Annotated in this window: 16 protein-coding genes; 4 read left to right on the top strand and 12 right to left on the bottom strand. The window is 71.0% G+C overall.

The window, feature by feature from the left end; genetic code table 11:
* Positions 1 to 8: 8 nt before the first annotated feature.
* Both AB0K15_RS26235 and AB0K15_RS26230 read left to right on the top strand, forming a co-directional pair.
* The gene (locus tag AB0K15_RS26235) at positions 9 to 1472 is read left to right on the top strand and encodes an NAD(P)/FAD-dependent oxidoreductase (RefSeq protein WP_364055612.1); all 1464 of its coding nucleotides are present in this window, start codon (positions 9 to 11) and stop codon (positions 1470 to 1472) included.
* Positions 1469 to 3181: a GMC family oxidoreductase gene (locus AB0K15_RS26230; protein WP_364055609.1), complete on the top strand. Its 1713-nt coding sequence runs from the start codon at positions 1469 to 1471 to the stop codon at positions 3179 to 3181. The genes AB0K15_RS26235 and AB0K15_RS26230 overlap by 4 nt, the downstream gene beginning before the upstream one ends.
* A gap of 806 nt (positions 3182 to 3987) precedes the next feature.
* On the opposite strand, the gene AB0K15_RS26225 is transcribed toward AB0K15_RS26230, so the two are convergent.
* Positions 3988 to 5421, bottom strand: coding sequence for a glycosyl hydrolase family 18 protein (locus AB0K15_RS26225; protein ID WP_364055606.1), 1434 nt, complete (start codon positions 5419 to 5421; stop codon positions 3988 to 3990).
* A 244-nt stretch (positions 5422 to 5665) separates the two neighbouring features.
* Here AB0K15_RS26225 and AB0K15_RS26220 point away from each other — a divergent pair, with 244 nt between their 5' ends.
* Positions 5666 to 8062 carry a Tex family protein gene (locus AB0K15_RS26220; RefSeq protein WP_364055603.1) on the top strand — a complete coding sequence of 799 codons (2397 nt, stop codon included), beginning with the start codon at positions 5666 to 5668 and terminating at the stop codon, positions 8060 to 8062.
* An 85-nt stretch (positions 8063 to 8147) separates the two neighbouring features.
* On the opposite strand, the gene AB0K15_RS26215 is transcribed toward AB0K15_RS26220, so the two are convergent.
* From AB0K15_RS26215 to AB0K15_RS26195, 5 genes are all read right to left on the bottom strand, one after another.
* Positions 8148 to 8357 carry a hypothetical protein gene (locus AB0K15_RS26215; protein WP_364055600.1) on the bottom strand — a complete coding sequence of 70 codons (210 nt, stop codon included), beginning with the start codon at positions 8355 to 8357 and terminating at the stop codon, positions 8148 to 8150.
* 16 nt (positions 8358 to 8373) lie between these two features.
* Complete coding sequence (locus tag AB0K15_RS26210; protein ID WP_364055597.1) at positions 8374 to 9798, bottom strand: amidase; 1425 nt, start codon at positions 9796 to 9798, stop codon at positions 8374 to 8376.
* Positions 9798 to 10541: a GntR family transcriptional regulator gene (locus AB0K15_RS26205; RefSeq protein ID WP_364055594.1), complete on the bottom strand. Its 744-nt coding sequence runs from the start codon at positions 10539 to 10541 to the stop codon at positions 9798 to 9800. The genes AB0K15_RS26210 and AB0K15_RS26205 overlap by 1 nt, the downstream gene beginning before the upstream one ends.
* 77 nt (positions 10542 to 10618) lie before the next feature.
* Positions 10619 to 12271 carry a histidine kinase gene (locus AB0K15_RS26200; protein ID WP_364055591.1) on the bottom strand — a complete coding sequence of 551 codons (1653 nt, stop codon included), beginning with the start codon at positions 12269 to 12271 and terminating at the stop codon, positions 10619 to 10621.
* A 190-nt stretch (positions 12272 to 12461) separates the two neighbouring features.
* A complete protein-coding gene (locus AB0K15_RS26195; RefSeq protein ID WP_364055588.1) occupies positions 12462 to 14174 on the bottom strand; it encodes an acyl-CoA dehydrogenase in 1713 nt (570 codons plus the stop codon).
* Positions 14175 to 14409: 235 nt separating this feature from the next.
* Between AB0K15_RS26195 and AB0K15_RS26190 the strand changes: the two genes are divergently transcribed.
* A complete protein-coding gene (locus AB0K15_RS26190; RefSeq protein WP_364055585.1) occupies positions 14410 to 16155 on the top strand; it encodes a DEAD/DEAH box helicase in 1746 nt (581 codons plus the stop codon).
* Between the two features lie 199 nt (positions 16156 to 16354).
* On the opposite strand, the gene AB0K15_RS26185 is transcribed toward AB0K15_RS26190, so the two are convergent.
* The 6 genes from AB0K15_RS26185 to AB0K15_RS26160 all read right to left on the bottom strand — a co-directional run bounded on the left by AB0K15_RS26185 (position 16355) and on the right by AB0K15_RS26160 (position 21975).
* Positions 16355 to 17353 (bottom strand): YdcF family protein, encoded by a 999-nt coding sequence (locus AB0K15_RS26185; RefSeq protein ID WP_364055582.1) that lies wholly within the window; start codon positions 17351 to 17353, stop codon positions 16355 to 16357.
* 48 nt (positions 17354 to 17401) lie between these two features.
* Positions 17402 to 18283: an ABC transporter permease gene (locus AB0K15_RS26180; protein WP_364055579.1), complete on the bottom strand. Its 882-nt coding sequence runs from the start codon at positions 18281 to 18283 to the stop codon at positions 17402 to 17404.
* A complete protein-coding gene (locus AB0K15_RS26175) occupies positions 18270 to 19061 on the bottom strand; it encodes an ABC transporter ATP-binding protein (protein WP_364055576.1) in 792 nt (263 codons plus the stop codon). Before AB0K15_RS26175 ends, AB0K15_RS26180 begins: the two co-directional genes overlap by 14 nt.
* A 50-nt stretch (positions 19062 to 19111) precedes the next feature.
* Positions 19112 to 20170: an ABC transporter substrate-binding protein gene (locus AB0K15_RS26170; RefSeq protein WP_364055573.1), complete on the bottom strand. Its 1059-nt coding sequence runs from the start codon at positions 20168 to 20170 to the stop codon at positions 19112 to 19114.
* Between the two features lie 114 nt (positions 20171 to 20284).
* Entirely contained in the window at positions 20285 to 21298 is a 1014-nt protein-coding gene (locus AB0K15_RS26165; RefSeq protein WP_364055570.1) for an S-adenosylmethionine:tRNA ribosyltransferase-isomerase, read from the bottom strand.
* Positions 21295 to 21975: an SDR family NAD(P)-dependent oxidoreductase gene (locus tag AB0K15_RS26160; protein WP_364055567.1), complete on the bottom strand. Its 681-nt coding sequence runs from the start codon at positions 21973 to 21975 to the stop codon at positions 21295 to 21297. The genes AB0K15_RS26165 and AB0K15_RS26160 overlap by 4 nt, the downstream gene beginning before the upstream one ends.
* Positions 21976 to 22004 lie beyond the last annotated feature (29 nt).

The following is a 22004-nucleotide window of genomic DNA, read 5'->3' as shown; positions in this document are numbered from 1 at the left end:
TGCTCAGGATGGGTGACACGGCAAGGACGCCGTCGGTGCTGATCGTGGGCACCGGGTTCGGCGGGGTCGGCACGGCGATCGAGCTGAAACGCGCCGGCTTCCACGACTTCACGATCCTCGAGCGCGCGAACGAGCCCGGCGGGGTGTGGCGCGAGAACACCTACCCCGGCGCGGCGTGCGACATCCCGTCGCCGCTGTACTCGTTCTCGTACGCGCCCAATCCCCACTGGCCCAAGCGGTTCTCGATGCAGCCGGACATCCACGCGTACCTCAAGCGCGTGGTGGCGGACCACGACCTCGGCCCCCACATCCGCTACGGCCAGGAGGTCACGTCGGCGACGTTCGACGAGGGCCGCTGGCGCGTGGAGACGGCAGGCGGCGAGACGTTCGAGGCCGACGTGTTCGTGCCGGCCGTCGGGCAGCTGTCGCGGCCGGTGCTGCCCGCGATCGCGGGGCGCGACAGCTTCGAGGGCGTCGCGTTCCACTCCGCGCAGTGGGACCACGAGACGGATCTCGACGGCAAGCGCATCGCCGTGATCGGCACCGGCGCGAGCGCGATCCAGTTCGTGCCCGAACTGCAGAAACGCGCCGGCAAGCTCACGATCTTCCAGCGCACGGCGCCCTACATCATGGCCAAGAACGACACGCGGTACGCGCGCTGGCAGAAGCGGCTGTTCGAACGCCTCCCGGCGACGCAGCTGCTCGGCCGCCTGCGGATCTTCCTGCTCGCCGAGTACGCGACGTACGCGATGACACGTCATCCCGTGCTGGCGAAGGCGTTCGAACTCCGGACGACGCAGCTGCGGCACAAGCACATCAAGGACCCCGCGCTGCGACGGAAGCTGACGCCGAAGTACCCGTTGGGCTGCAAGCGGATCCTGTTCACCAACGACTACCTGCCCGCGCTCGCGCAGCCCAACGTCGAGGTCGAGACCGGCCGGATCCGCGAGATCACGCCGCGCGGAGTGCGCACGGAAGACGGCGTGGAGCACGAAGCCGACGTGATCGTGTACGGCACCGGCTTCAACGCCACCGACTTCCTCGGCTCGATGAAGGTGCTCGGCCTCGACGGGCGCAGCCTCGACGACGCGTGGCGCGGCGGCGCCCGCGCGTACCTGGGGATGACCGTGCCCGGGTTCCCCAACCTGTTCTGCGTCTACGGTCCCAACACCAACCTCGGCGCGGGCTCCATCATCTACATGATCGAGCGGCAGGCGCGCTACATCCGCCAGGCCGTGGAACAGCTCGCGCGGCCCGGTGTGTCCTATGTGGACGTGCGGCCCGAAGTGGAGGAGCGCTACGACCGCGAGGTGCAGCGGCGGCTGGGCCACAGCGTGTGGAGCGCGTGCACCAGCTGGTACCGCCAGGCCGACGGGCGCGTGAGCACCAACTGGCCCGGGCTGGTGACCGAGTACGACCGCAGGACCCGGGTGCTCGACCCGGCCGACTTCAGGGTGGTGGCCTCGTCTTGAACAGCACGGTCTTGAACACCGACTACGACGTGCTCGTGATCGGCTCGGGCTTCGGCGGCAGCGTCACGGCGTTGCGGCTCGCGGAGAAGGGCTACCGCGTCGGCGTGCTGGAGGCCGGGCGGCGCTTCGCCGACGACGAGTTCGCCAAGACGTCGTGGCGCCTGCGGAAGTACCTGTGGGCCCCGAAACTCGGCCTGTACGGCATCCAGCGGCTGACCCTGCTGAAGAACACCTTCGTGATGAGCGGCACGGGTGTCGGCGGCGGTTCGCTGGTCTACGCGAACACGCTGTACGAGCCGCCGGACGCGTTCTACCGGGACAAGCAGTGGGCGCACATCACGGACTGGAAGGACGAGCTGGCGCCGTACTACGACCAGGCCAAACGCATGCTCGGCGTCGTCGAGAACCCGCTCACGACGCCGGCCGACGAGGTGCTGCGCGAGGTCGCGGACGACATGGGCATCGGCCACACCTACCGCCGCACCCCGGTCGGCGTGTACTTCGGCTCGCACCCGGGCGAGGAGTCGCCCGACCCGTTCTTCGGCGGCGCCGGCCCCGCGCGGCGCGCCTGCACGCACTGCGGCGAGTGCATGACCGGCTGCCGCGTCGGCGCGAAGAACACGACCGTGAAGAACTACCTGTACCTGGCGGAGCAGGCCGGGGCCGAAGTCCACCCGCTGACGACGGTGGTCTCCGTGCGCCCGGTCGACGGCGGCTACGCGGTGGACACCGAACGCACCGGCCGCTGGGTCCGGCGCGGCCGGCGCACCTTCACCGCGCGTGAGGTCGTGTTCTCGGCCGCGGCGCTGGGCACGCAACGCCTCCTGCACCGGCTCCGCGACGACGGCACGCTCCCGGGCTTGTCCCCACGCCTGGGGTTGTTGGCGCGCACCAACTCCGAGGCCGTGCTCGCCGCGCGCTCGCTGCGCAAGGACACCGACTACACGCGCGGCGTCGCCATCACGTCGTCGATCCACCCGGACGGCGTCACCCACGTCGAGCCCGTGCGCTACGGCAAGGGCAGCAACGTCATGGGCCTCATGGCCACCGTCCTCGTGGACGCCGAGCCCGGCAAACGCCGGTGGGCGCTGGGCGTCCGGGAATTGGCGAGGCGCTGGCGTCAGCTGCCGCGCCTGCACAACCCGCGGCACTGGTCGGAACGCATGATCGGCCTGCTCGTGATGCAGACGCTCGACAACTCCGTGACCACGTACACGAAACGAGGTCTGCTGGGCCGCCGCATGACCACCCGCCAAGGCACCGGCGAGCCGAGCCCCGACTGGATCCCCGCCGGCCACGAAGTGACCCGCCGCGTCGCCGCGAAGATCGGCGGCCTCCCGCAAGGCGCGTGGACCGACCTGGCGAACACCCCGATCACCGGCCACTTCATCGGCGGCTGCGCCATCGGCGATTCCCCCGACACCGGCGTCGTCGACCCCTACCAGCGCGTCTACGGCCACCCCGGCCTCCACATCGCCGACGGCTCGACGATCTCGGCCAACCTGGGCGTGAACCCGTCGCTGACGATCACCGCCCAGACCGAACGCGCCATGGCGCTGTGGCCGAACAAGGGCGAGGCGGACCCGCGCCCGGCGCTGGGCGAGCCGTACCGGCGGGTGGCGCCGGTGGCGCCGCTGAAGCCGACCGTCCCCTCGACGGCGCCCGGCGCTCTGCACCTGCCGATCGTCGACATCCGGATCGGGGAGTGACGTCGGGCAGTGACATCGGGAAGATCGGCCGGTGTTCGGCAGGCCGGTTGAATTCGGGGAGCTTGGCATCGCGGCGAAACGCAAGGCTTGGCCCTGAGCACCTCAGGACCAAGCCCCACCGTTGGCCGCAGCGCCCCTCAGCGCCGTCGATTGTTGGTGTCCGACATAGAACAGCGCGAACCGTCGGGAGCTTTGTGGGCGGGGAACTTGCCGTTCTTGCTGAGGGTCATGCACTTCCTGCCACAACTCGGGCAAGTCTGGCCGCTCAAAGGACGATCGCAGTTGCAGACTGTGAGTCGATGGCGAGTCGTCCCCGAAGCGGAGCAAGTTTGTTGAGCACCGCCAGAGAAGTGTCCGGCCGCGACACCGGTGTAATGCACCGGGAGCAGGCCCTGTTTCGTCAGCGTGATGCGCAGGCAACAGTAATTGCACTGTGCTTTCGGCAAGGCGGTGATTCCTCTCCGTGACCACGAGGCGGTTCGATCTTGTCACCGTGCTGGGCCTTGTTCGAGGTCGTGCTCGAACATCCCCGAGGAATCAACCGTTCGGCCGAAGTTACGAGTGGCCCCGGATGGCCGCACCGGTGCACCTCGCGCACCAAGCCAAACCCGCACCAAAGGCGGCCTGACCAGCGAATTCAACAGTTCCTCAACACATCCACCAACCACCACCAGGCACGCTTGCGACGTCGCACGCGCTCACCCCCCTCTGGGCACGTGCACTGGGGGTGTCTTGAAAGGAGCTCCCGCGACGACGCCCTCCCTGCCGTCGCGGGAGTCCTTCCAAGGTCTTGTCCGACAGCGCCCCTAAGGCAGATTCGCGAGCGCGCCGCCAACGGTGTTCGCGAACGCGTACCCGGCAGACGCGTCCCAGTTGATCGACCAGGTCATGGCGCCGCGGATCGCCGGGTACGTGGCCGAGGGTTTGAAGCCGGCGCAGCTCGTGCCGCGAGCGAGGCAGTTGAGCGCCGAGACGACGTTCGACGGAGCCTGGTAGCCGCCGCCCGCCGAGCCGGAAGCCGGCAGGCCGAGCGCCACCTGGTCGGCTCGCAGACCGCCCTGGAGCTGGATGCAGGCCAGCGCCGTCAGGAAGTCGACGGTGGCCTGCGCGTAGACCTGGCCGTTGCAGCCGAGCATGGTGCCCGAGTTGTAGTACTGCATGTTGACGACCGTGAGGATGTCCTTGATTCCCAGCGCGAGCTGGAAGTAGCCGCCCTGGGTGGACTGCATGTCGATCGTCTGCGGTGCCATGGTGATGATCGAGCCGCCGCCGTTGTGGATGCTGCGCAGCGCCTGGCCCATGTAGGTGGCGTTGATGCCGTTCTCGAGGTCGATGTCCACGCCGTCGAAGCCGTAGCTCGAGATCAGCGACTTCACGGAGTTGGCGAAGTTGTTCGCCGACGACGAGTCGCTGACGTTGATCGTGCCGTTCTGGCCGCCGACGGAGATGATCACCTTCTGGCCGCGCGCCTGCACGGTCTTGATGTCGGCGCGGAACTGCGCGTCGGTGTAGCCGCCGAGCTGCGACGACAGGCCGGAGTCGAGCGTGAAGTTCACGGCGCCCGGCGTGCCCGTGGCGTCGGCGAAGGCCACGGCGATGATGTTGTAGCGCGTGGGTACGTCCGCCAACCGCAGGGCCTTGGCGCCGTTGTAGAAGTTCTGCCAGTAGCCCGTGAGCACGTGTTTGGCCAGCTCGCCGGTCGTCGGCGGCTGGGACGTGGTCGGGGTGGTCGGGGTCGTCGACGGGGTGGTGGGGGTCGTCGGCGTGGTCGGGGTCGTGGGCGGCGGGGTGCCCGGGCCGTCGAGGCTGACGTCGTCGGCGAGGTAGGCCGGCTGGCCGTACCAGCCGTGCAGGTACACGGTGATGCTGGTGGACGCGCCGGTGGTGAAGTTGACCGAGAGCTGGCTCCAGCCGCTCGTGCCGGGCGTCCAGGTGCTGGTGTCGGCGCCGCCGGTGCCGGAGACGCCCAGGTAGACGTAGCTGCCCTGCACCCAGGCCGACAGCTGGTAGGCGGTGTTCGCCTTCACCGTCACCTGCTGCGAGCACTGGGCGGTGTCGGACGACGAGGGCGCGGCACTGAGCGCCTTGGTGCCGCCGTGGGCGCCGCTGGAGACCACGGAGGCGGAACCACTGCAGGTCCAGCCGGAGAGGCTGCCGCTTTCGAAGCCGGGGTTGGCGAGGATGTTGGCCGCCGACGCGCTGCCACCGATGACGAAGGTGACACCGAGGCACGCGGCCACCGTCGCGATCAGGGCGCCGATCGCGAGTCGGGGTCTGCGGGACGGGCGAAGTTGTGGGGACCGGTTGGAGAACACAGCGAGACCTCCACGAAAGAGTGAGGCAGGTCACCACAAAGTGGACTAGACCAATCTCGGTGTCAAGGAACCGTTCGGGCGTCGCTTCGACGGGGCCATACGAAAGTCGCACCACGCCGGGCGGCAGAATGCTCGGCACGGGACACCGAGACGGAGCAGGAGCCTGGTTGTGAGCGTGCAGTCGGTCGAGGAGCGGATCGCCGAAGAGCTGGGGGTGCGCGAAGGGCAGGTCAAGGCCGCTGTCGACCTCCTCGACGGGGGGTCGACCGTGCCGTTCATCGCCCGGTACCGCAAGGAAGTCACCGGGATGCTCGACGACGCACAGCTGCGCACGCTCGAGGAACGGCTGCGTTACCTGCGGGAACTCGACGAGCGGCGCGTCGCGGTGCTGGAGTCGATCCGCACGCAGGGCAAGCTCGACGAGGCGCTCGAGGCCCAGATCATGGCCGCGGACACGAAGTCGCGGCTGGAGGACATCTACCTGCCGTACAAGCCGAAGCGGCGGACGAAGGCGCAGATCGCCCGTGAGGCCGGCCTCGAGCCGCTGGCCGACGGCCTCATGAACGACCCGAACACCGACCCGCAGGCCGCGGCCGCGGTGTTCGTCGACGCCGACAAGGGCGTGGCCGACGCGCAGGCGGCGCTCGACGGCGCCCGCTCGATCCTCGTGGAGCGCTTCGCGGAAGACGCCGACCTGATCGGCGAGCTGCGCGAGAAGATGTGGACCGAGGGCCACATCGCGTCGAAGGTCCGCGCGGGCAAGGAGGAAGAAGGCGCGAAGTTCGCCGACTACTTCCAGTTCTCCGAGCCGTACACGAAACTCCCCTCGCACCGCATCCTCGCGATGCTGCGCGGCGAGAAGGAGGAGATCCTCGACCTGTCGATGGAGCCCGAGGAGCCGGCCGCGGAAGACGCCGAGCCGCGCGTGGGGCCGACGCAGTACGAGCAGCGGATCGCGCAGAAGTTCGGTATCACACAGGAGGGCCGCGCGGCCGACAAGTGGCTCGGCGACACCGTGCGCTGGGCCTGGCGCACCAAGATCCTGCTGCACCTGGGCATCGACCTGCGGATGCGGCTGCGTCAGTCGGCCGAGGACGACGCCGTGCGCGTGTTCGCCGCGAACCTGCGCGACCTGCTGCTGGCCGCACCGGCCGGCACGCGCGCGACCATGGGCCTCGACCCGGGCTTCCGCACCGGCGTGAAGGTGGCCGTGGTCGACGCGACCGGCAAGGTCGTGGACACGCACGTGATCTACCCGCACCAGCCGGCGAACAAGTGGGACCAGTCGATCGCCGAGCTGGCCGCGCTGTCGGCGAAGCACCACGTGGACCTGATCTCGATCGGCAACGGCACCGCGTCGCGCGAGACGGACAAGCTCGCGCAGGAGCTGATCAAGAAGCACCCCGAGCTGAAGCTCACGAAGGCCGTGGTCAGCGAGGCGGGCGCGTCGGTGTACTCCGCGTCGGCGTTCGCGTCGCAGGAGCTGCCGGGCATGGACGTGTCGCTGCGCGGCGCCGTCTCGATCGCGCGCCGGCTGCAGGACCCGCTGGCCGAGCTCGTGAAGATCGACCCGAAGTCGATCGGGGTCGGGCAGTACCAGCACGACCTGTCCGAGGTGTCGCTGTCGCGCTCGCTCGACGCGGTGGTGGAGGACTGCGTGAACGCGGTGGGCGTGGACGTGAACACCGCGTCCGCTCCCCTGCTCACGCGTGTTTCGGGCATCACCACGGGGCTGGCCGAGAACATCGTGGCCCACCGCGACACCAACGGTCCGTTCAAGTCGCGTACCTCGCTGAAGGAGGTCGCGCGGCTCGGGCCCAAGGCGTTCGAGCAGTGCGCCGGCTTCCTGCGCATCCCGGACGGCGACGACCCGCTCGACGCGTCTTCGGTGCACCCCGAGGCCTACCCGGTGGTGCGGCGGATCCTCGACCGCACCGGCACGGGCATCCGCGAGCTGATCGGCAACGCGCGCACGCTGCAGGCGCTCAAGCCGGCCGAGTTCGTCGACGAGACCTTCGGACTCCCGACCGTCACCGACATCCTGACCGAGCTGGAGAAGCCCGGCCGCGACCCGCGGCCGGCGTTCAAGACGGCGACCTTCGCCGAGGGCGTCGACAAGATCGGCGACCTCAAACCCGGCATGCGGCTGGAGGGCGTGGTCACCAACGTGGCGGCCTTCGGCGCGTTCATCGACGTCGGCGTGCACCAGGACGGCCTGGCCCACGTTTCGGCGCTGTCGAAGAACTTCGTGAAGGACCCGCGCGACGTCGTGAAGCCCGGCGACATCGTGAAGGTGAAGGTGCTCGACGTCGACGTGCCGCGCAAGCGGATCTCGCTGACGCTGCGCCTGGACGACGAGCCGGGTGCTTCGTCGCAGGACCGTCGCGGTGGTGGCGGCGGCGGTCGTGACCGTGGTCAGGGCGGCGGTGGCGGCCAGGGCGGCGGCGGTCAGCGTCGTGGCCAGCAGGGCAACCGCGGTGGTGGCGGTGGCCGTGACCGCGGCGGCAACTCCGGCGGCAACGGCTCCATGGCCGACGCACTGCGGCGGGCCGGGTTCGGCAAGTAAGACCTGCGAGGAGGGCCTCCCCGGGCGCACCGGGGAGGCCCTCCTCGTGTTCGCGGATCCGCCGCGAGCCGGGTCTCCCGCGGGCCTAGGAGGCCCACTCCTCCACCGCCGCCTCGGCGCGGAAGCGCAGCGCCGGGTCGACGTAGCGGGCCGCCGGCACCGCGTAGAGCGCGTCCAGCCCGGACCGCTGGGCCGGGTAGGCGGCGGCGTAGCGCGCCAGTTCCGCCTCGCTCGCGGGCAGGCTCGCCGCGTCGAGCATTCGCCGAACGACGTCGACGGTGTCCACTTCGGACATTCCGGTTCCCTTCGGGTCAGGCCGCGACCGCGGCGGTGGCGAGTTCGGGGCTGCGCAGGTGCCAGTCGGTCACCCGCTGGAACGCCGCGCCGGCGCGGAGCACGATGGCCTCGTCGAACGCACGCCCCGCGACCTGCAGCGAAAGCGGCAACCCGGCGGCCGTGAAGCCCATCGGCACCGCCAGGACGGGGTTGCCCACGGAGTCCCAGTACGGCGTGAAGACGACCGAGAACAGCCCGCCCACGTCGACGCTGCCGTCGGGCCCCACCAGGCTGTCGAACGCCGGGGCGCCGACCGCGGCGGTCGGGCTGACCAGCACGTCGACCGTGCGGAACAACCGGCCGATCGCGTCCTGCGCGACCCGCCGGACCCGTTGCGCCTGCACGTAGTCCGCGCCGGACGCCGTCGCGCCGAGGGCGAGCATCGCGCGGGTGGCGACGAAGTAGTCGTCCCAGCGCGTCGTGAGGTCGGTGCGGTGGTACGCGAGCGCCTCGCAGCCCATGGTGACCATGTCCGCGGTGATCATCTCCTGCCAGTACGGCAGCTCCACCTCGACGACCTGCGCACCCAGCGCCACGAGCTCGGCCACCGCGGACTCGAACGCCCCGGCCAGTGCCGGGTCCGCCTCGTCGGGGAAATGGTGCTGCCGCACCACCCCGATTCGCAGCCCGGCGAGATCACCGCCCAGCTCGGGAGGGGAGAACGGCGCGTCGACGCAGTCCGGGTCACTCGGGTGCGGCCCGGCGATCACCTGAAGGACCGCGGCGCAGTCCTCGGCGCTGCGCGCGAGCGGCCCGATGTGGTCGAGGCTGTAACCCAGCGGCACGCACCCGGACTTGGGCACCCTGCCGAACGTCGGCATCAGCCCGCTCACGCCGCAGAACGCCGCGGGGATGCGGATGCTGCCCGCCGTGTCGGTGCCGAGCCCGGCCAGGAACATGCCGGCCGCGACGCCACTGCCGGTGCCGGAACTGGAGCCACCGGGCCACGTCGAGGTGTCCCACGGGTTGCGGGGCACCGGGAACGGCTTGGACTCGTCGGGCATGCCGCAGGCGAACTCCATCGTGGTCGTCTTGCCGGTGATCACCGCGCCGGCGGCCTTGAGCCGCGCGACGACCGGCGCGTCCTTGCCCTGGCCCCACAACCGGTCGAGCACGAGGCTCTGGGCAGTCGTCGGGCCCTCCGCCATCGCCAGGATGTCCTTGACTCCGAAGGGAATTCCGTGCAACGGGCCGCGGTCGACGCCGCGGGCCAGCTCGTCGTCGGCGAGCGCGGCGCGTTCGCGGGCGTAGTCGTCGAAGCGGGCCAGGTAGGTGCCGACCTCCGCGTCGGACGCATCGGCGCGGGCGATCGCGGCCTCGGTGAGCTCGGCCGAGGTCACGGTGCCCGCGCGCAGGGCGGCGGCTGCTTCGGTCAGGGTGGTGGGCGGGTTCGCACTCATCAGAGCTCCTCCAGGGACGGCGTGCGGGTACCGCGCGAGACGAACCGGAACCGGTCCGCGCGGGTGTGGACGAAAGCGAGGTCGAACAGCCGGCCCCGCGGATCGGCGAAGGTCTGCTCCACGGTGAGCACGGGTGCGCCGGGCGGGACGCCGAGCTCCTCCGCGGTGAGCGGGTCGGCGATCTCCGCGCCGATGACGAACTCCGAAGAGCCGAACTCGACCCCGGCGTCGGCGAGCAGCGCGTACCAGTCGGTGACGAACGGGCAGTCGCGCAGCTTCTCCGCCTCGGGGAACAGCGCGTAGTTCGTGGCCAGCCACAACGGTTCCTCCTCGTGCAACGCCACGTACTCGAGGCGCAGGCACGGGGTTCCGGCCGGGACACCGAGCCGTTCGGCGGCGACCGCGGGCAGCGGGACCACGGACCGGTCGAGCACGCGCGGCCGGGTGCGCCGGTTGAGCAGGCTCGCCGCCGACGGCGAGGTCGCGCCGTGCGCCTCGGTGATCCCCGTGCTCACCGGACGCGCGACGGCGTGGGTGCCGACGCCCTGCGTGCGTTCGATGAGCCCTTCGGCGCGCAGGAGCGCGAGTGCCTCGCGCACCGTCGCGCGCGACACGCCGTGGGCGGCCATCAGGTCGGCCTCCGCGGGGAGCAACCCGTCGGGGAAGCGGTCGCGCTGCACCGCCGAGCGCAGCAGGTCCCGCAGCCTGCGCACGTCGTCCGCCCTGTTCACCGGGCCTCTCACGCCGCCGGACCGTAGGCACCCGAGATTTCCTCGTGAGGTCCCCGGCGTCACCCGGGTGTTAAGGCGCGTCGCGGCGGTCACGACGCCGCCTCCGAAGCGGCGGTCAGCTCCGGCGTGCGGGCGCCGACCGTGGGGACGCCGAGGTCCACGGGCCGCCACGCGCTGGGTTTGCACGCGTCCTTGCACTTGCCCTCCGTGGAGCAGCACAGGGAGCAGATCGTGCCGCCGTGGAACGGGCAGGTCGCCATGTCGCCGACGTCGTAGCTGCCTTCGCACACCGAGCACGGCAGCTCACCCGCGTCCGCGGGCAGCTCCGACCGGCGCGCGACATACCAGCGGCCCTTCGTGGCCACGGCCACGACCGGCGGCAGGGCGAACGCCAGCACCAGCGCGAGGAACGGCGACAGCGCGGCCAGCGTGGCCCCGAAGGCACCGTAGTAGGCGACCATCGACACCGCGCCGGCGACGACCATCGAGCCGAACCCGACCGGGTTGACGTTGAACAGGTGCGCCCGGTGGAACACGAGGTCCTTCGGCGCCAGCTTCAGCACGCGGCGGTTGAGCACGAGGTCCGACACCATCGCGGCGATCCACGCGACGCCGACGTTCGAGTACCACGCGAGCACCTCGACGATGTGGGCGAAGATGTCCAGCTCCATCAGCACGAGCGCGAGGCCGACCTGGAGGAACACCCACGCGGCGCGGCCGGGGTGCCGGTGCAGCAGCCGGGAGAAGAAGTTCGACCACGACAGCGAGCCGGAGTAGGTGTTCATGATGTTGATCTTGAGCTGCGACAGCAGCACCAGGAGCCCGGCGAGCACGAGCGCGACCGTGTGGTTGCCGGTGAGCCGCTCGTACACGGCGGTGAACAGGTCCACCGGGACGGCGACCTGGTCGGGCCCGATCTTCGTGGCCGCGTAGCCCACCAGCAGCGTCGAGGCGAAGAAGATGCCGACGGCGAACAACGCGAAACCCGGGCCGCCCATGATCACGGCGAGCCGCCAGCGGCCGCGCGAGCGCGCCGTGGGGTCGGGCATCAGCCGCAGGTAGTCGCCCTGCTCCCCCACCTGCGTGGCCAGCGACAGCTGCGCGGCGGCGATGGTGAACACCGCGAGCACGGTCAGCCCGGCCAGCCCGGCGGGCGACACGGTGGCGGGGTGGACCATGTTGTGCCCGGCGTCCGGCGCCGTCGCGGCGGTGCCGATGGCGAGCCCGATCAGCGCGATCCACAACGGCCACGTCCACGCCTGGAACTTCGAGCTGAACGTCATCCCGTAGAGGGTCAACGGGATCATCACCGCGGACACGATCACGTAGGACAGGTGGATGTCCAGGTGGGTCAGCGCCGTCACGGCCTGTGCCATGATCGCGCCCTCGTAGGCGAGGAAGATCAGCGTGTACGTCGCGTAGACGAGAGACGTGAGCGTGGACCCGAGGTACCCGAAGCCGGATCCCCGGGTGAGCAGGTCGATGTCGACGTGGCGGCGGGCGATGGCGAACGCGATCACGAGCGTGAGCGGCAGCGTCACCGCCGCGGCGACGAGGAAACCGATCATCGCGTTGGCGAACCCGAACGCGTCGACGAACGCCGCGTCGAGCGCGTACCCCGCCATGGCCGAGATCCCGACCAGGCAGCTCAGGAACACCATCCACGGCGACCACTTCCGGAACGACGCCGGTGTGTAACGCAGAGAAAAGTCTTCCATGTTCGGGTTGTCAGCGAGCCCCATGTCCGCTCCTTCCGGCCGACTGGACCGGAAAGCTAGGAACGGAATATTGCCGGGACGTATCCGCGCCCGCTGCGCGCGGTTACGCCGGTGGACGCCCGGTGATCATGCGCTGACCAGCGGTTCTCTCGGCAAGATCGCTGATCCGCCGGTTCGCGGGCCGGTTCTGCCGGGCCGGCCCGCGGACCGGGCGTCAGGCGTTCATCTCGTAGGCGCCCGAGAGGTCGCGCACCACTGTCCACACGCGAGCGAAGCGGTCGGCGTCCACGACGGGCTTGCGCAGGGCCGCCAGCGCCAGCTCCTGCTGCTTGTCCGTGGAGCTCGCCTTGCCGTTGAGGTCCACGGCGGCCGCGCTGAAGTCCTGCACCAGCACGGCGAAGAGCTGGTCCACGACGTCGTCGGACTCGCCCGTGAGCTCGGCCTGCTCCAGGATCAGCTGGCCGTAGACGACGAGGGTGAACAGCTCCGTCAAAGCCAGCCCGAAGTCCAGGTCGGCCTGCTGCGCCTCGTCGGGCGCGGCCTCGGTGAGCAGGCGCACGAGCTGGTCGGCCTGTTCGCGGAAGAGCGCGACGTTCGGGAGGTGCGAAGCCTTGCCGTAGGCCGTTTTCCAGTCGTGGAACCGGACCTTCGACAGCCCGCGCGCGGGGCCCTGACGGAAGAGGAACTCGTCGTCCGCGGCGTCGTCGCGGGTCGGCACCGGGGCGTAGTCCTGGGGCGCGAAAAGGTAGGCCGGCATGAACTTCGCGATCAGCGCGAGGTTCACCGCCACCGTGCCTTCGAGCTTGGGCAGGCCGTCGATGTCGTTCTTGGCCATCGCGAGGTACGTGTCGGCCTCGAAGCCCTTGGCCGCCACGACGTCGGCGACCAGGCCGATCACCTTCTGCGCCTGCGTGGTCACCTTCATCTTGGTGATGGGGTTGAACAGCAGGTAGCGGCGGTCGTCCGGGCCGGCGGAGCGGAAGTAGTCCACGGCGCGGTCGGAGAACAGCTTCATGCCGGCCAGCCGCGCGTAGGCCTCCACGAACTCGCGGCGCACGTGCGGGAAGTCGGTGACGGGCCTGCCGTAGAGGATGCGGTTGTGGGCGTGGGTGATGGCCTCGTACAGCGAGTGCGTGGCCATGCCGATGCCGCCGAAGCACAGGTTGAACTTGCCGATGTTCACGGTGTTGAGCGCGGCGCTGAACGCCTCCGCGCCGACGTGCAGGAGGTCCTCGGCGTGCACCGGGTAGTCCTCCAGGCGGAACTCGGCGACGAACATCTGCGAGGGCACGACGTTCTTCACCACGTGGTAGTTCGGGTGCGTCGAGTCGGCGTAGAAGAACACGTACTGGTCCGGGCCCCCGACGCCGTCGATGCGGCCGAAGACCGACACCGTGCGGGCGACGTTGCCGTTGCCGATGTAGTACTTGGAGCCGTTGGCGCGGTAGCCGCCCGCGCCGTCGGGTGTGAGCACGAGGTCGGAGGAGTAGATGTCGGCGCCGTGGTCCTTTTCGGACAGGCCGAACGCGCCGACGCCGCCCGCGTCCAGCGCGTCGGCCGCTCGCTTGCGGGCGACCTGGTTGCCGCTCTGCCACACCGGGCCGAGCCCGAGGATGGTGACCTGCCACGGGTACCAGTAGTTGAGTCCGTAAAAGCCGAGGATTTCCGACAGCGCGGCCACGCGGCTGGTGTCCCAGCGCTTGTCCGGCGCGCCGTCGGCGTTCGCGGCCGGGGTCAGGAAGGTGGCGAAAAGGCCTTCCTTCCCGGCGAACTCGAGGAAGTCCGCGTAGAAGGTGCGGTTGTGGTAGTCCTCGGTGAGCTTGCGCTTGCCGCGTGCCTCGAACCACTCGATCGTGGCCAGCAGCAGGCGCCGGGTCTCCGGGTCGAACGACTGCGGGTCGTAGGCCCGCGGGTTGAGCAGCGGCATGGCTCTCCTCCGTAATTACCGACGGGTAACTTAGCAAGGAGGCCGAGGTGCGGGCAAACTCACTCGGCCCTGCGTGCGCAGTCGGCTATACTGATCTTGCGGTCCGCTCAGTTCTGCCTCGGATCGCGTCTTGTTGTCGACTACCACGCGCCGCGGCCCCCCGAGGTCTGCGCCGGGCAGGACAACCCTTCTCACGTATGGAGAACCGGGGCGTTTCGAGCGCCCGTACGCACTTATGACCACTTTTACTGAACTCGGCCTGCCCAAGTCCCTGGTGGACGCGCTGGCGGCCCAGGGCGTCACCTCGCCGTTCCCGATCCAGGAAGCCACCCTGCCGCACACGCTCGCGGGCCGCGACGTGCTCGGCCGCGGCCGCACGGGCTCCGGCAAGACCTACGGCTTCGCGCTGCCCGTGCTGGCCCGCCTCGCCGCCGGCCCCACCCGCCGGCGCCCCGGCCGCCCGCGCGCGCTGATCCTCGCGCCGACGCGCGAGCTCGCCACCCAGATCGAGGCCACCATCGCGCCGCTGGGCAAGGTGCTGGGCCTGAAGACGACCACGATCTTCGGCGGCGTGAGCGCGTCTCCGCAGATCACGCGCCTGCGCGACGGCGTGGACATCGTCGTCGCCTGCCCCGGCCGCCTGGCCGACCACATGCGCTCCGGCGAGGTGAAGCTCGACCAGATCGAGATCACCGTTCTCGACGAGGCCGACCACATGGCCGACCTGGGCTTCCTGCCCGAGGTCCGGCGCATCATGGACCAGACGCCCGAGCGCGGGCAGCGGCTGCTCTTCTCCGCGACCCTCGACGGCGGCGTCGACGTACTGGTCAAGCGCTTCATGCACGACCCGGTCACGCACAGTGTCGACTCGGCGCAGTCGCCGGTGTCGACCATGACGCACCACGTGCTGCACCTCGAGGAGACCCACCGCCTGCCGGTGCTCGTCGACCTCACCGCCGCCCCCGGCCGCACGCTCGTGTTCACGCGCACCAAGCACCGCGCGAAGAGCCTCACGCGCAAGCTGGTGGCCAGCGGCGTGCCTGCCGTCGAGCTGCACGGCAACCTCGGCCAGAACGCGCGCACGCGCAACCTGGAGGCGTTCTCGTCGGGCGCCGCTCGCACGCTCGTGGCCACCGACATCGCCGCCCGCGGCATCCACGTGGACGACGTCACCCTCGTCATCCACGCCGACCCGCCCGTGGAGCACAAGGCCTACCTGCACCGCTCCGGCCGCACCGCGCGCGCGGGCGCGTCGGGCACCGTGGTGACGCTGATGACCGACGACCAGATCGCCGACGTCCGCGACCTCACCCGTAAGGCCGGCATCAAGCCCACGACCACGCAGATCGGCCCCGGCCACCCCCTGCTGGCCGAGCTCGCCCCCGGCGAGCGCACCTTCGACGCCTCGCCGCGCCGCCCCATCGTCGACAATCGCCCGAAGAAGGTCACCGCTTCCGGCGGCGACGCTTCCGTTCGCGGTGGGCGTCGCGGTGGGCCGGCCCCGGAGAACCGCGGTGGGCAGGGCGCTCGCGCCGCTGCGCAGTCGCGCCGGGGCGAGTCGGCCGGGCGCGGTGGTTCGAGCCGTGGCAGCCGTGGTGGTGCCGGCCGGGATTCGTTCGGCGAAGGCCGCGGTCGCGGTGGTGCCGCTCGCGAGTCATTCGACGAAGGCCGCGGGCGCGGTGGTGCGGCTCGCGAGTCGTTCGGCGAGGGTGGCGGCCGTGGTCGCGGCAGCCGGGCAGTCGACGGCGCCGGTCGTGGTCGCGGCGACGCCGGCCGCTCAGCCGGCAGCCGGTCCGGCGCCGGTCGCACTGGTGGCGGTCGCGGTGGCGCAGCCGCCGCCCGTACCCAGGGCGAACCGCGCCGCGGTGGCTCCGGCCAGTCCGGCACCCGTTCCCAGCAGCCCAGCCGCGCCGGTTCCAGCCGGGGCGCCGCGGCGTTCTCGGCCGGCACCCGCGCGGGCTCTCGCCGCACCGGGCGCTGACCGTCCACTTCAGACCGGCCCGCAGGCTCCCCGCCTGCGGGCCGGTTTCGTTTCCGCACCACCCGCCCCTGCTCAAGCACCCCCTGCGGCGTTGGTTGCGTTGAACGCCCCCAACGCGGCATTCGGCGCTTCCACCGGTCCGAACGCCACCTCGGGGCGTTTTGAGGGCGGGCCGAGCGGAGCGCACCGGAGGCCGCCGTCAGAGCTGGCCGAGCAGGGCGAACGCCGGGGGGAACCCGGCCAGCACCACGAACGCGGCGATGTTGGTCTTCCGGTACTGCACCAGCAAAGCCACGAACTCACGCAGGAATGCGCTCGGCACGAAGTACGAAGCGGTCTTCGCGCCGATCACGTCCAGGCGCAACCGCAGGCGGCGAGCGAGGATGGCCGTGCGGAAGACGTGGTAGTTGTTCGTCACCGCCAAAATCCGGCCGGAGATCCCCCGCACGCGCAACAGCTCAACGCTGAAGCGCAGGTTCTCGTCGGTCGTCGTGGCTTTGTCCTCCAGCAGCACCGACGAGCGAGGCACGCCGGCGTTCTCCAGGTACGCCGCCATGGCCGCGGCTTCCGAAGTGAGCTCGTCACTCCCCTGCCCACCGGACACGACCACGACGGCCTCGGGCGAGCCGTGGTAGCACTGGACGCCCCGGTCCAGCCGGCTGGCCAGCAGCGGCGGCACCCGGTCACCGAGCAGACCGGACCCCAGCACGATGATCGCGGCGGCGCGGGCGCGGCGGTTCAACCGGCTGTAGAGCACCGAGTACATGAGCAGCGCCGTGAACACGAACGCCAGGTACGCCGAGAACAGCAGCGCCGACAGGGCCACCACGATCAGCCATGGCGCGGTGCGCGTGAAGGCGACCGCGCCGATCGTGAAGGCGTAGACCGCCAGGATCGCCAGCCCCGCCAGCAGCGACAGCATGTTCGCCGGCCGGTGGCCTTCGCGGCGCCACATCACCGCGCCGTTGGCGATCAGCGCCCACGGCAGCACCAGCGCGGCGACCATCGCCACCACGCCGACGACGATCAGCACCACGGTCTGCAGCCACACCAGCCCCGAGGTGAGGCTGAAGAGCCACAACCCCGTCAATACCAAAGCGATGGCGAACCACACGGCATTGCCGAGCCGCCGAGGCTCGCGCAGGAACCGCACGACGAAGATCAGATCGGCGAGCAGCGCCAGGATCGCGGGGGCCATGATCGGACATTGTGGTGGGTGCCGCGAGACCGCATCGGGTGAACCCCGTCAGAGCGAGGACGTGAGCCCGCGCGCCCGCAGCACGGCGCGCTCCAGCGGCCGGAACACCAGCAGCTCGATCCCGATCCCGACGAGCAGGATCAGGAAGATCGCCGCGATCACCTTCTCGATCGCGTTGAGCGACGAGCCCTGGTTCAAGTACGCGCCCAAGCCGACGCCCAGCTGCGGCGACAGCGCGATGAGCTCGGCCGCCATCAGCGAACGCCACGAGAACGCCCAGCCCTGCTTCAGCCCGGCGAGGAACCCGGGCAACGCGGCGGGCAGCAGGATGTGGCGGGCCGCGGCCAGCCGGCGCGCGCCCATGACCTGGCCGACGCGCGGGAGGATCGGCGGGATCTGGTCGATGCCGGACACCAGGCCGTTGGCGATCGACGGCACCGAACCGAGCAGCACGACGAAGTAGATCGCCGCGTCGTTGATGCCGAACCACAGGATCGCGGCCGGGACCCAGGCCACCGAGGGCAGGCTCTGCAGGCCCGTGAGCAGCGGACCGATCGCCGCGCGCACCACGCGGACCTTCGCGACGAGCAGCCCCAGCGGCGTCCCGATCACCACGCCGGCGGCGAAGCCGAGCGCGGCGCGGTGCAGCGACGTCCAGATGAAGCCGAACACCTCGCCGTCGGTGAGGCGGTCCCAGAACTCGTTCCACACGGCCAGCGGCGCAGGCAGCTGCGCCTCCGGCCAGAGCGCGGCGGCCCACAGGATCTGCCACACCACCACGAGCAGCACGAGCGCGACCACCGGCGGCAGGAAACCCCACGCGAACCGGCGCCAGAACGACGGACGGCGCTCCCCTGCCGGAGCGTCGAGCGCGTCGAGCCCGGAGCCGACGGCGTCCAGCTCGTCGACGGGTCCGTCAGGCTGCGGCATGGGTGCTGATCACCTTTCGCAGGTGGCCGGTGATTTCCTCGGTCAGCTCCTCCGTGTCGGCCAGCGGCACGTCGGTCCACTCGCGCACCACGCGGCCAGGACGCGACGACAGCAGGACCACGCGCTGGCCCAGCCGCACGGCCTCGCGCACGTCGTGGGTCACGAACAGCACCGACGTGCCCGTGCTCCCCCACACACGCAGCAGCTCGCCCTGCAGCACGTCGCGGGTGATGGCGTCGAGGGCGGCGAACGGCTCGTCCATCAGCAGCAGGGCCTGCTCGGCGTCGCCGCCGACGCGGTGGGTCGCCGCGAGCGCGCGGGCCAGCGCGACCCGCTGGCGCATGCCGCCGGACAGCTCGTGCGGACGCTTCCCGCCCACACCGCTCAGCCGCACCAGGTCCAGCAGCTCGGCGGCCTTGTGGCGGCGCTCGGCGCGGCCGAACCCGGCCAGGCGCAGCGGCAGCTCGACGTTGCGCGCGGCCGTGAGCCACGGCATGAGCGCGGCCTCCTGGAACATGACCGCCGGACGCGAGGTGTTGAGCGTGATCTCCCCGGCCGACGGCGCGTCGAGGCCGGCCACGAGGTTCAGCAGCGTGCTCTTGCCGCAGCCCGACGCCCCGAGCAGGCACACGAACTCACCCGGCGCCACCGTCAGGTCCACACCGTCGAGCGCCACCACGGCGCGCCCGGCGGGGCCGAAGGCTTTGCCGACGCCGGAAAGCCGCACCGCGGCCGTGCCGGTGAACTCGGTCCGTCCACTGGGAAGGGTGATCGTCATCGCGCGCTGCCTCTTTCCTGAATCACCGAGCCTGAACTACCGAGCCCGAATCACTTGGCCAGGGCGGGAGCTTCGACGGCGGGCTGTTTCGCTTCCTGCAGGACCTCGTTGAGCGGGCCGAAGTCGGCGAACCCCTTCAGCGCCACGGCGGACTTCGCGACGCCGGCGGTGACGGAGTCCTGTGCCAGCTGCGGGAACTGCTCGGGGATCGGGTCCGTGGTCAGCTCGATGCCGGAGAACGCGCGGTCGAGCACGGCCGGGCTCAGCGAGCTCCCGGCGAGCTTCTTGAGCGCCCCGTTGACGACCGTCTTCGCCTCGGCGGGATTGGCCTTGGCCCAGTCGATGGCCGCCAGCTCGCCCTTCAGCACCGCGCGCACGGTGTCGGGGTGCTGCTGCAGGAACTCGCTGCGCACGATCACGACGGTGGTCGGGAACCGGCCGTCGGGCCACAGCGATTTCTCGTCGACGAGCACCTTCGCGCCGGCGTCGAGGACGAGCCGCGAGGACCACGGCTCGGGCAGCCAGCCGCCGTCGACGTCGCCCTTGCGGAAGGCGTCGAGCGTCTTCGGGTTGTCCATCGTGGTCACGGTGACCTGGCCGGTGAGCTTCTTGCCGGCCAGGAACTTCTTGAGCGCCACGTCCTGGGTGTTGCCCAGCTGCGGCGTGGTGAGGGTCTTGCCCTTGAGCTGGTCGACGCTGGTGATGTCCGGCTTGACCACGAGCTGCGCGCCGCCCGACACCGCGCCGGAGACCAGCTGGATGGCGCCTTCGGACTTGCTGAACGCCGTGATGGCCGGGCCCGACCCGATGAACGCCATGTCGAGCGAGTTGCCGAGCAGCGCGTTGACCTCGTCGGGTCCGGCGTTGAAGGTCTGCGTGGTCAGCTTCGTCTTGCCCAGCTGCTGGGTGAAGAAGCCCTTGTCGACGCCGATCAGCGCCGGCGCGTGCGTGACGTTCGGGAAGTAGCCGAGACGGACCTCGGTCGCCGTGCCTTCGTTCGCGGCCGCGGCCTGGGGGCGGTCCGCGCGCGAGCAGCCCGCGAGGGCACCCACCGCGGTCAGCGCGACGAGCGCGGAGGCGAGCAGGCGGGTTCTCGGGAGCTTGCGCACGGTGGGCCCTTCCAGCGGCGACGGGTCCCGGCGAGGTTCGCACGGTCACTCACCCGGGCGCATGGACATCCGCATGGCGGGAATTCTGCTGGGATCCCCTTGACAGGTGCGCCGTTACTTGCTCAGCAGCAGCGAGACGTCGCCGAACTCGTGCCAGAGGTACCTCCGTTCGACGGCCGCGTCGTAGGCGCGCTGCACCAGCGCGGGGCCGACGACGGCCTCGAGCAGGAGCAGGTGTGAGGCCTCGGGCGTGTGCAGACCGGTGACGAGCCCGTCGACGACCTGCGCCGGGTGGTCCGGGCCCAGCACCAGCGACGTCCAGCCCGACGCGGCGGTGACGGCACCGTCGGTGACGGCCGACTCCAGCGCGCGCACCGCGGTGGTCCCCACGGCGACGACGCGGCCGCCCTGCGTGCGCACCCAGTTGACCAGCGCCGCCGTGGTGGCGGGGACGTGGAAGCGCTCGGCGTACGGCGGCTCCCCCGCTTCCGGCGACGAGACGCCGGTGTGCAGGAGGATCGGTGCGAAGAGCACGCCTCGGGAGACCAATCGCGTCACCAGTTCCGCGGTGAAGGGGCGGGCGGCGCTGGGCATTTCCGCCGAACCGGGGTCGAGGGCGAAGACGGTCTGGTAGTCGGTGAGCGGCCAGGTGCGCGGGACGTAGCCGTAGCGGATGGGGCGGCCGACGAGCGCCAGGTACTTCCCGACGCCGCCTTCGACGTCGACCCGGGCGCGCCACAGGCGCCGACGGCCGGCGACGTGCGGGGCGAGCAGGGTGAGGGCGGCTCCGGCGGGCAGGGCGAGGTGCTCGCCTTCGTGTCCGTCGAGCAGCGGGCCATCGGCGGCGCGGAGTTCGACGACCCAGGTGCCGTCGTCCAGTCCGGTGGAGAAGTGGACGCCGACGACGTGGTCGCCGCGCACCGCGTCGACGGCCGCCGGGAGGGTGCCCGAGGTGTTGACGACGAGCAGGTCACCGGGCCGCAGGTAGTCGCCGACCTGCCGGAACGTGGCGTGGTGGACGCCGTCCGGGCCGGCGGTGAGCAGGCGGACCTCGTCGCGCGCGAGGCCTCGTGCTTCGGGGGGCGTGGTGGCGAGCAGGCCGTCCGGCAAGGAGAACCGCGTGGTCACGAGCGCACCGCCTGGGCGAGGTCGGCGGCGCGGTAGCGGCCGCTGGACGGGCGTTCGTCGAGCAGCCGGAGAAACGCGGGCACAGCCGTCTCGGGCAGCGGCCGGTCGGAGATGTCCTCGCCGGGGAAGGCGAGCTGGTGCATGGCCGTGCGCAGGTCACCGGGGTCGACGGCGTAGACGGCGAGCTCCCGGTTCTCGACGCCGAGCACGGCGGTGGCGTGGTCGAGCGCGGCTTTCGCGGAGCCGTAGGCACCCCAGCCCTCATAGGGTTCGACGGCGGCGTCGGAGCTGATGTCGATGAGGGTGCCGTTCGCGGCTTTCAGCGCGGGCAGCAGCGACCGGGTGAGTGCGAGAGGCGCGAAAACGTTGGTGCGGAAGACGGATTCCAGGGCGTCGAGCGGGTAGTCGGCCAGCGGCGGCAGCGGGCTGACGCCGAGGCTGCTGGCGTTGTTCACGAGCAGGTCGAGCCGCGGCCCGGCGGCCTCGGCGAGGGCGGCGCGGTGCGCGGGGTCGGCGACGTCGCCGGGCACGGCGGTGAAGCCGAGCTCGTCGGCAGTGGTCCGCAAGGCTTCTTCACCCCGCGCGGTGCCCAGCACTGTCCACTCGCGACGGGCGAGGGCCCCGGCGAGGGCCCGGCCCAGACCGGCTGACGCGCCGGTGATTACGGCGACTGGCATGGTTCCTCCTTGAGCAGGTACCAGCCAGC

It is taken from the genome of Amycolatopsis sp. NPDC049253 (genome assembly GCF_040678995.1).
In the GTDB taxonomy this organism is placed as follows: Bacteria; Actinomycetota; Actinomycetes; order Mycobacteriales; family Pseudonocardiaceae; genus Amycolatopsis.
The sequence above is the reverse complement of the archived record's forward strand: the minus strand, read 5'-3'. Positions and strand labels throughout refer to the sequence as shown.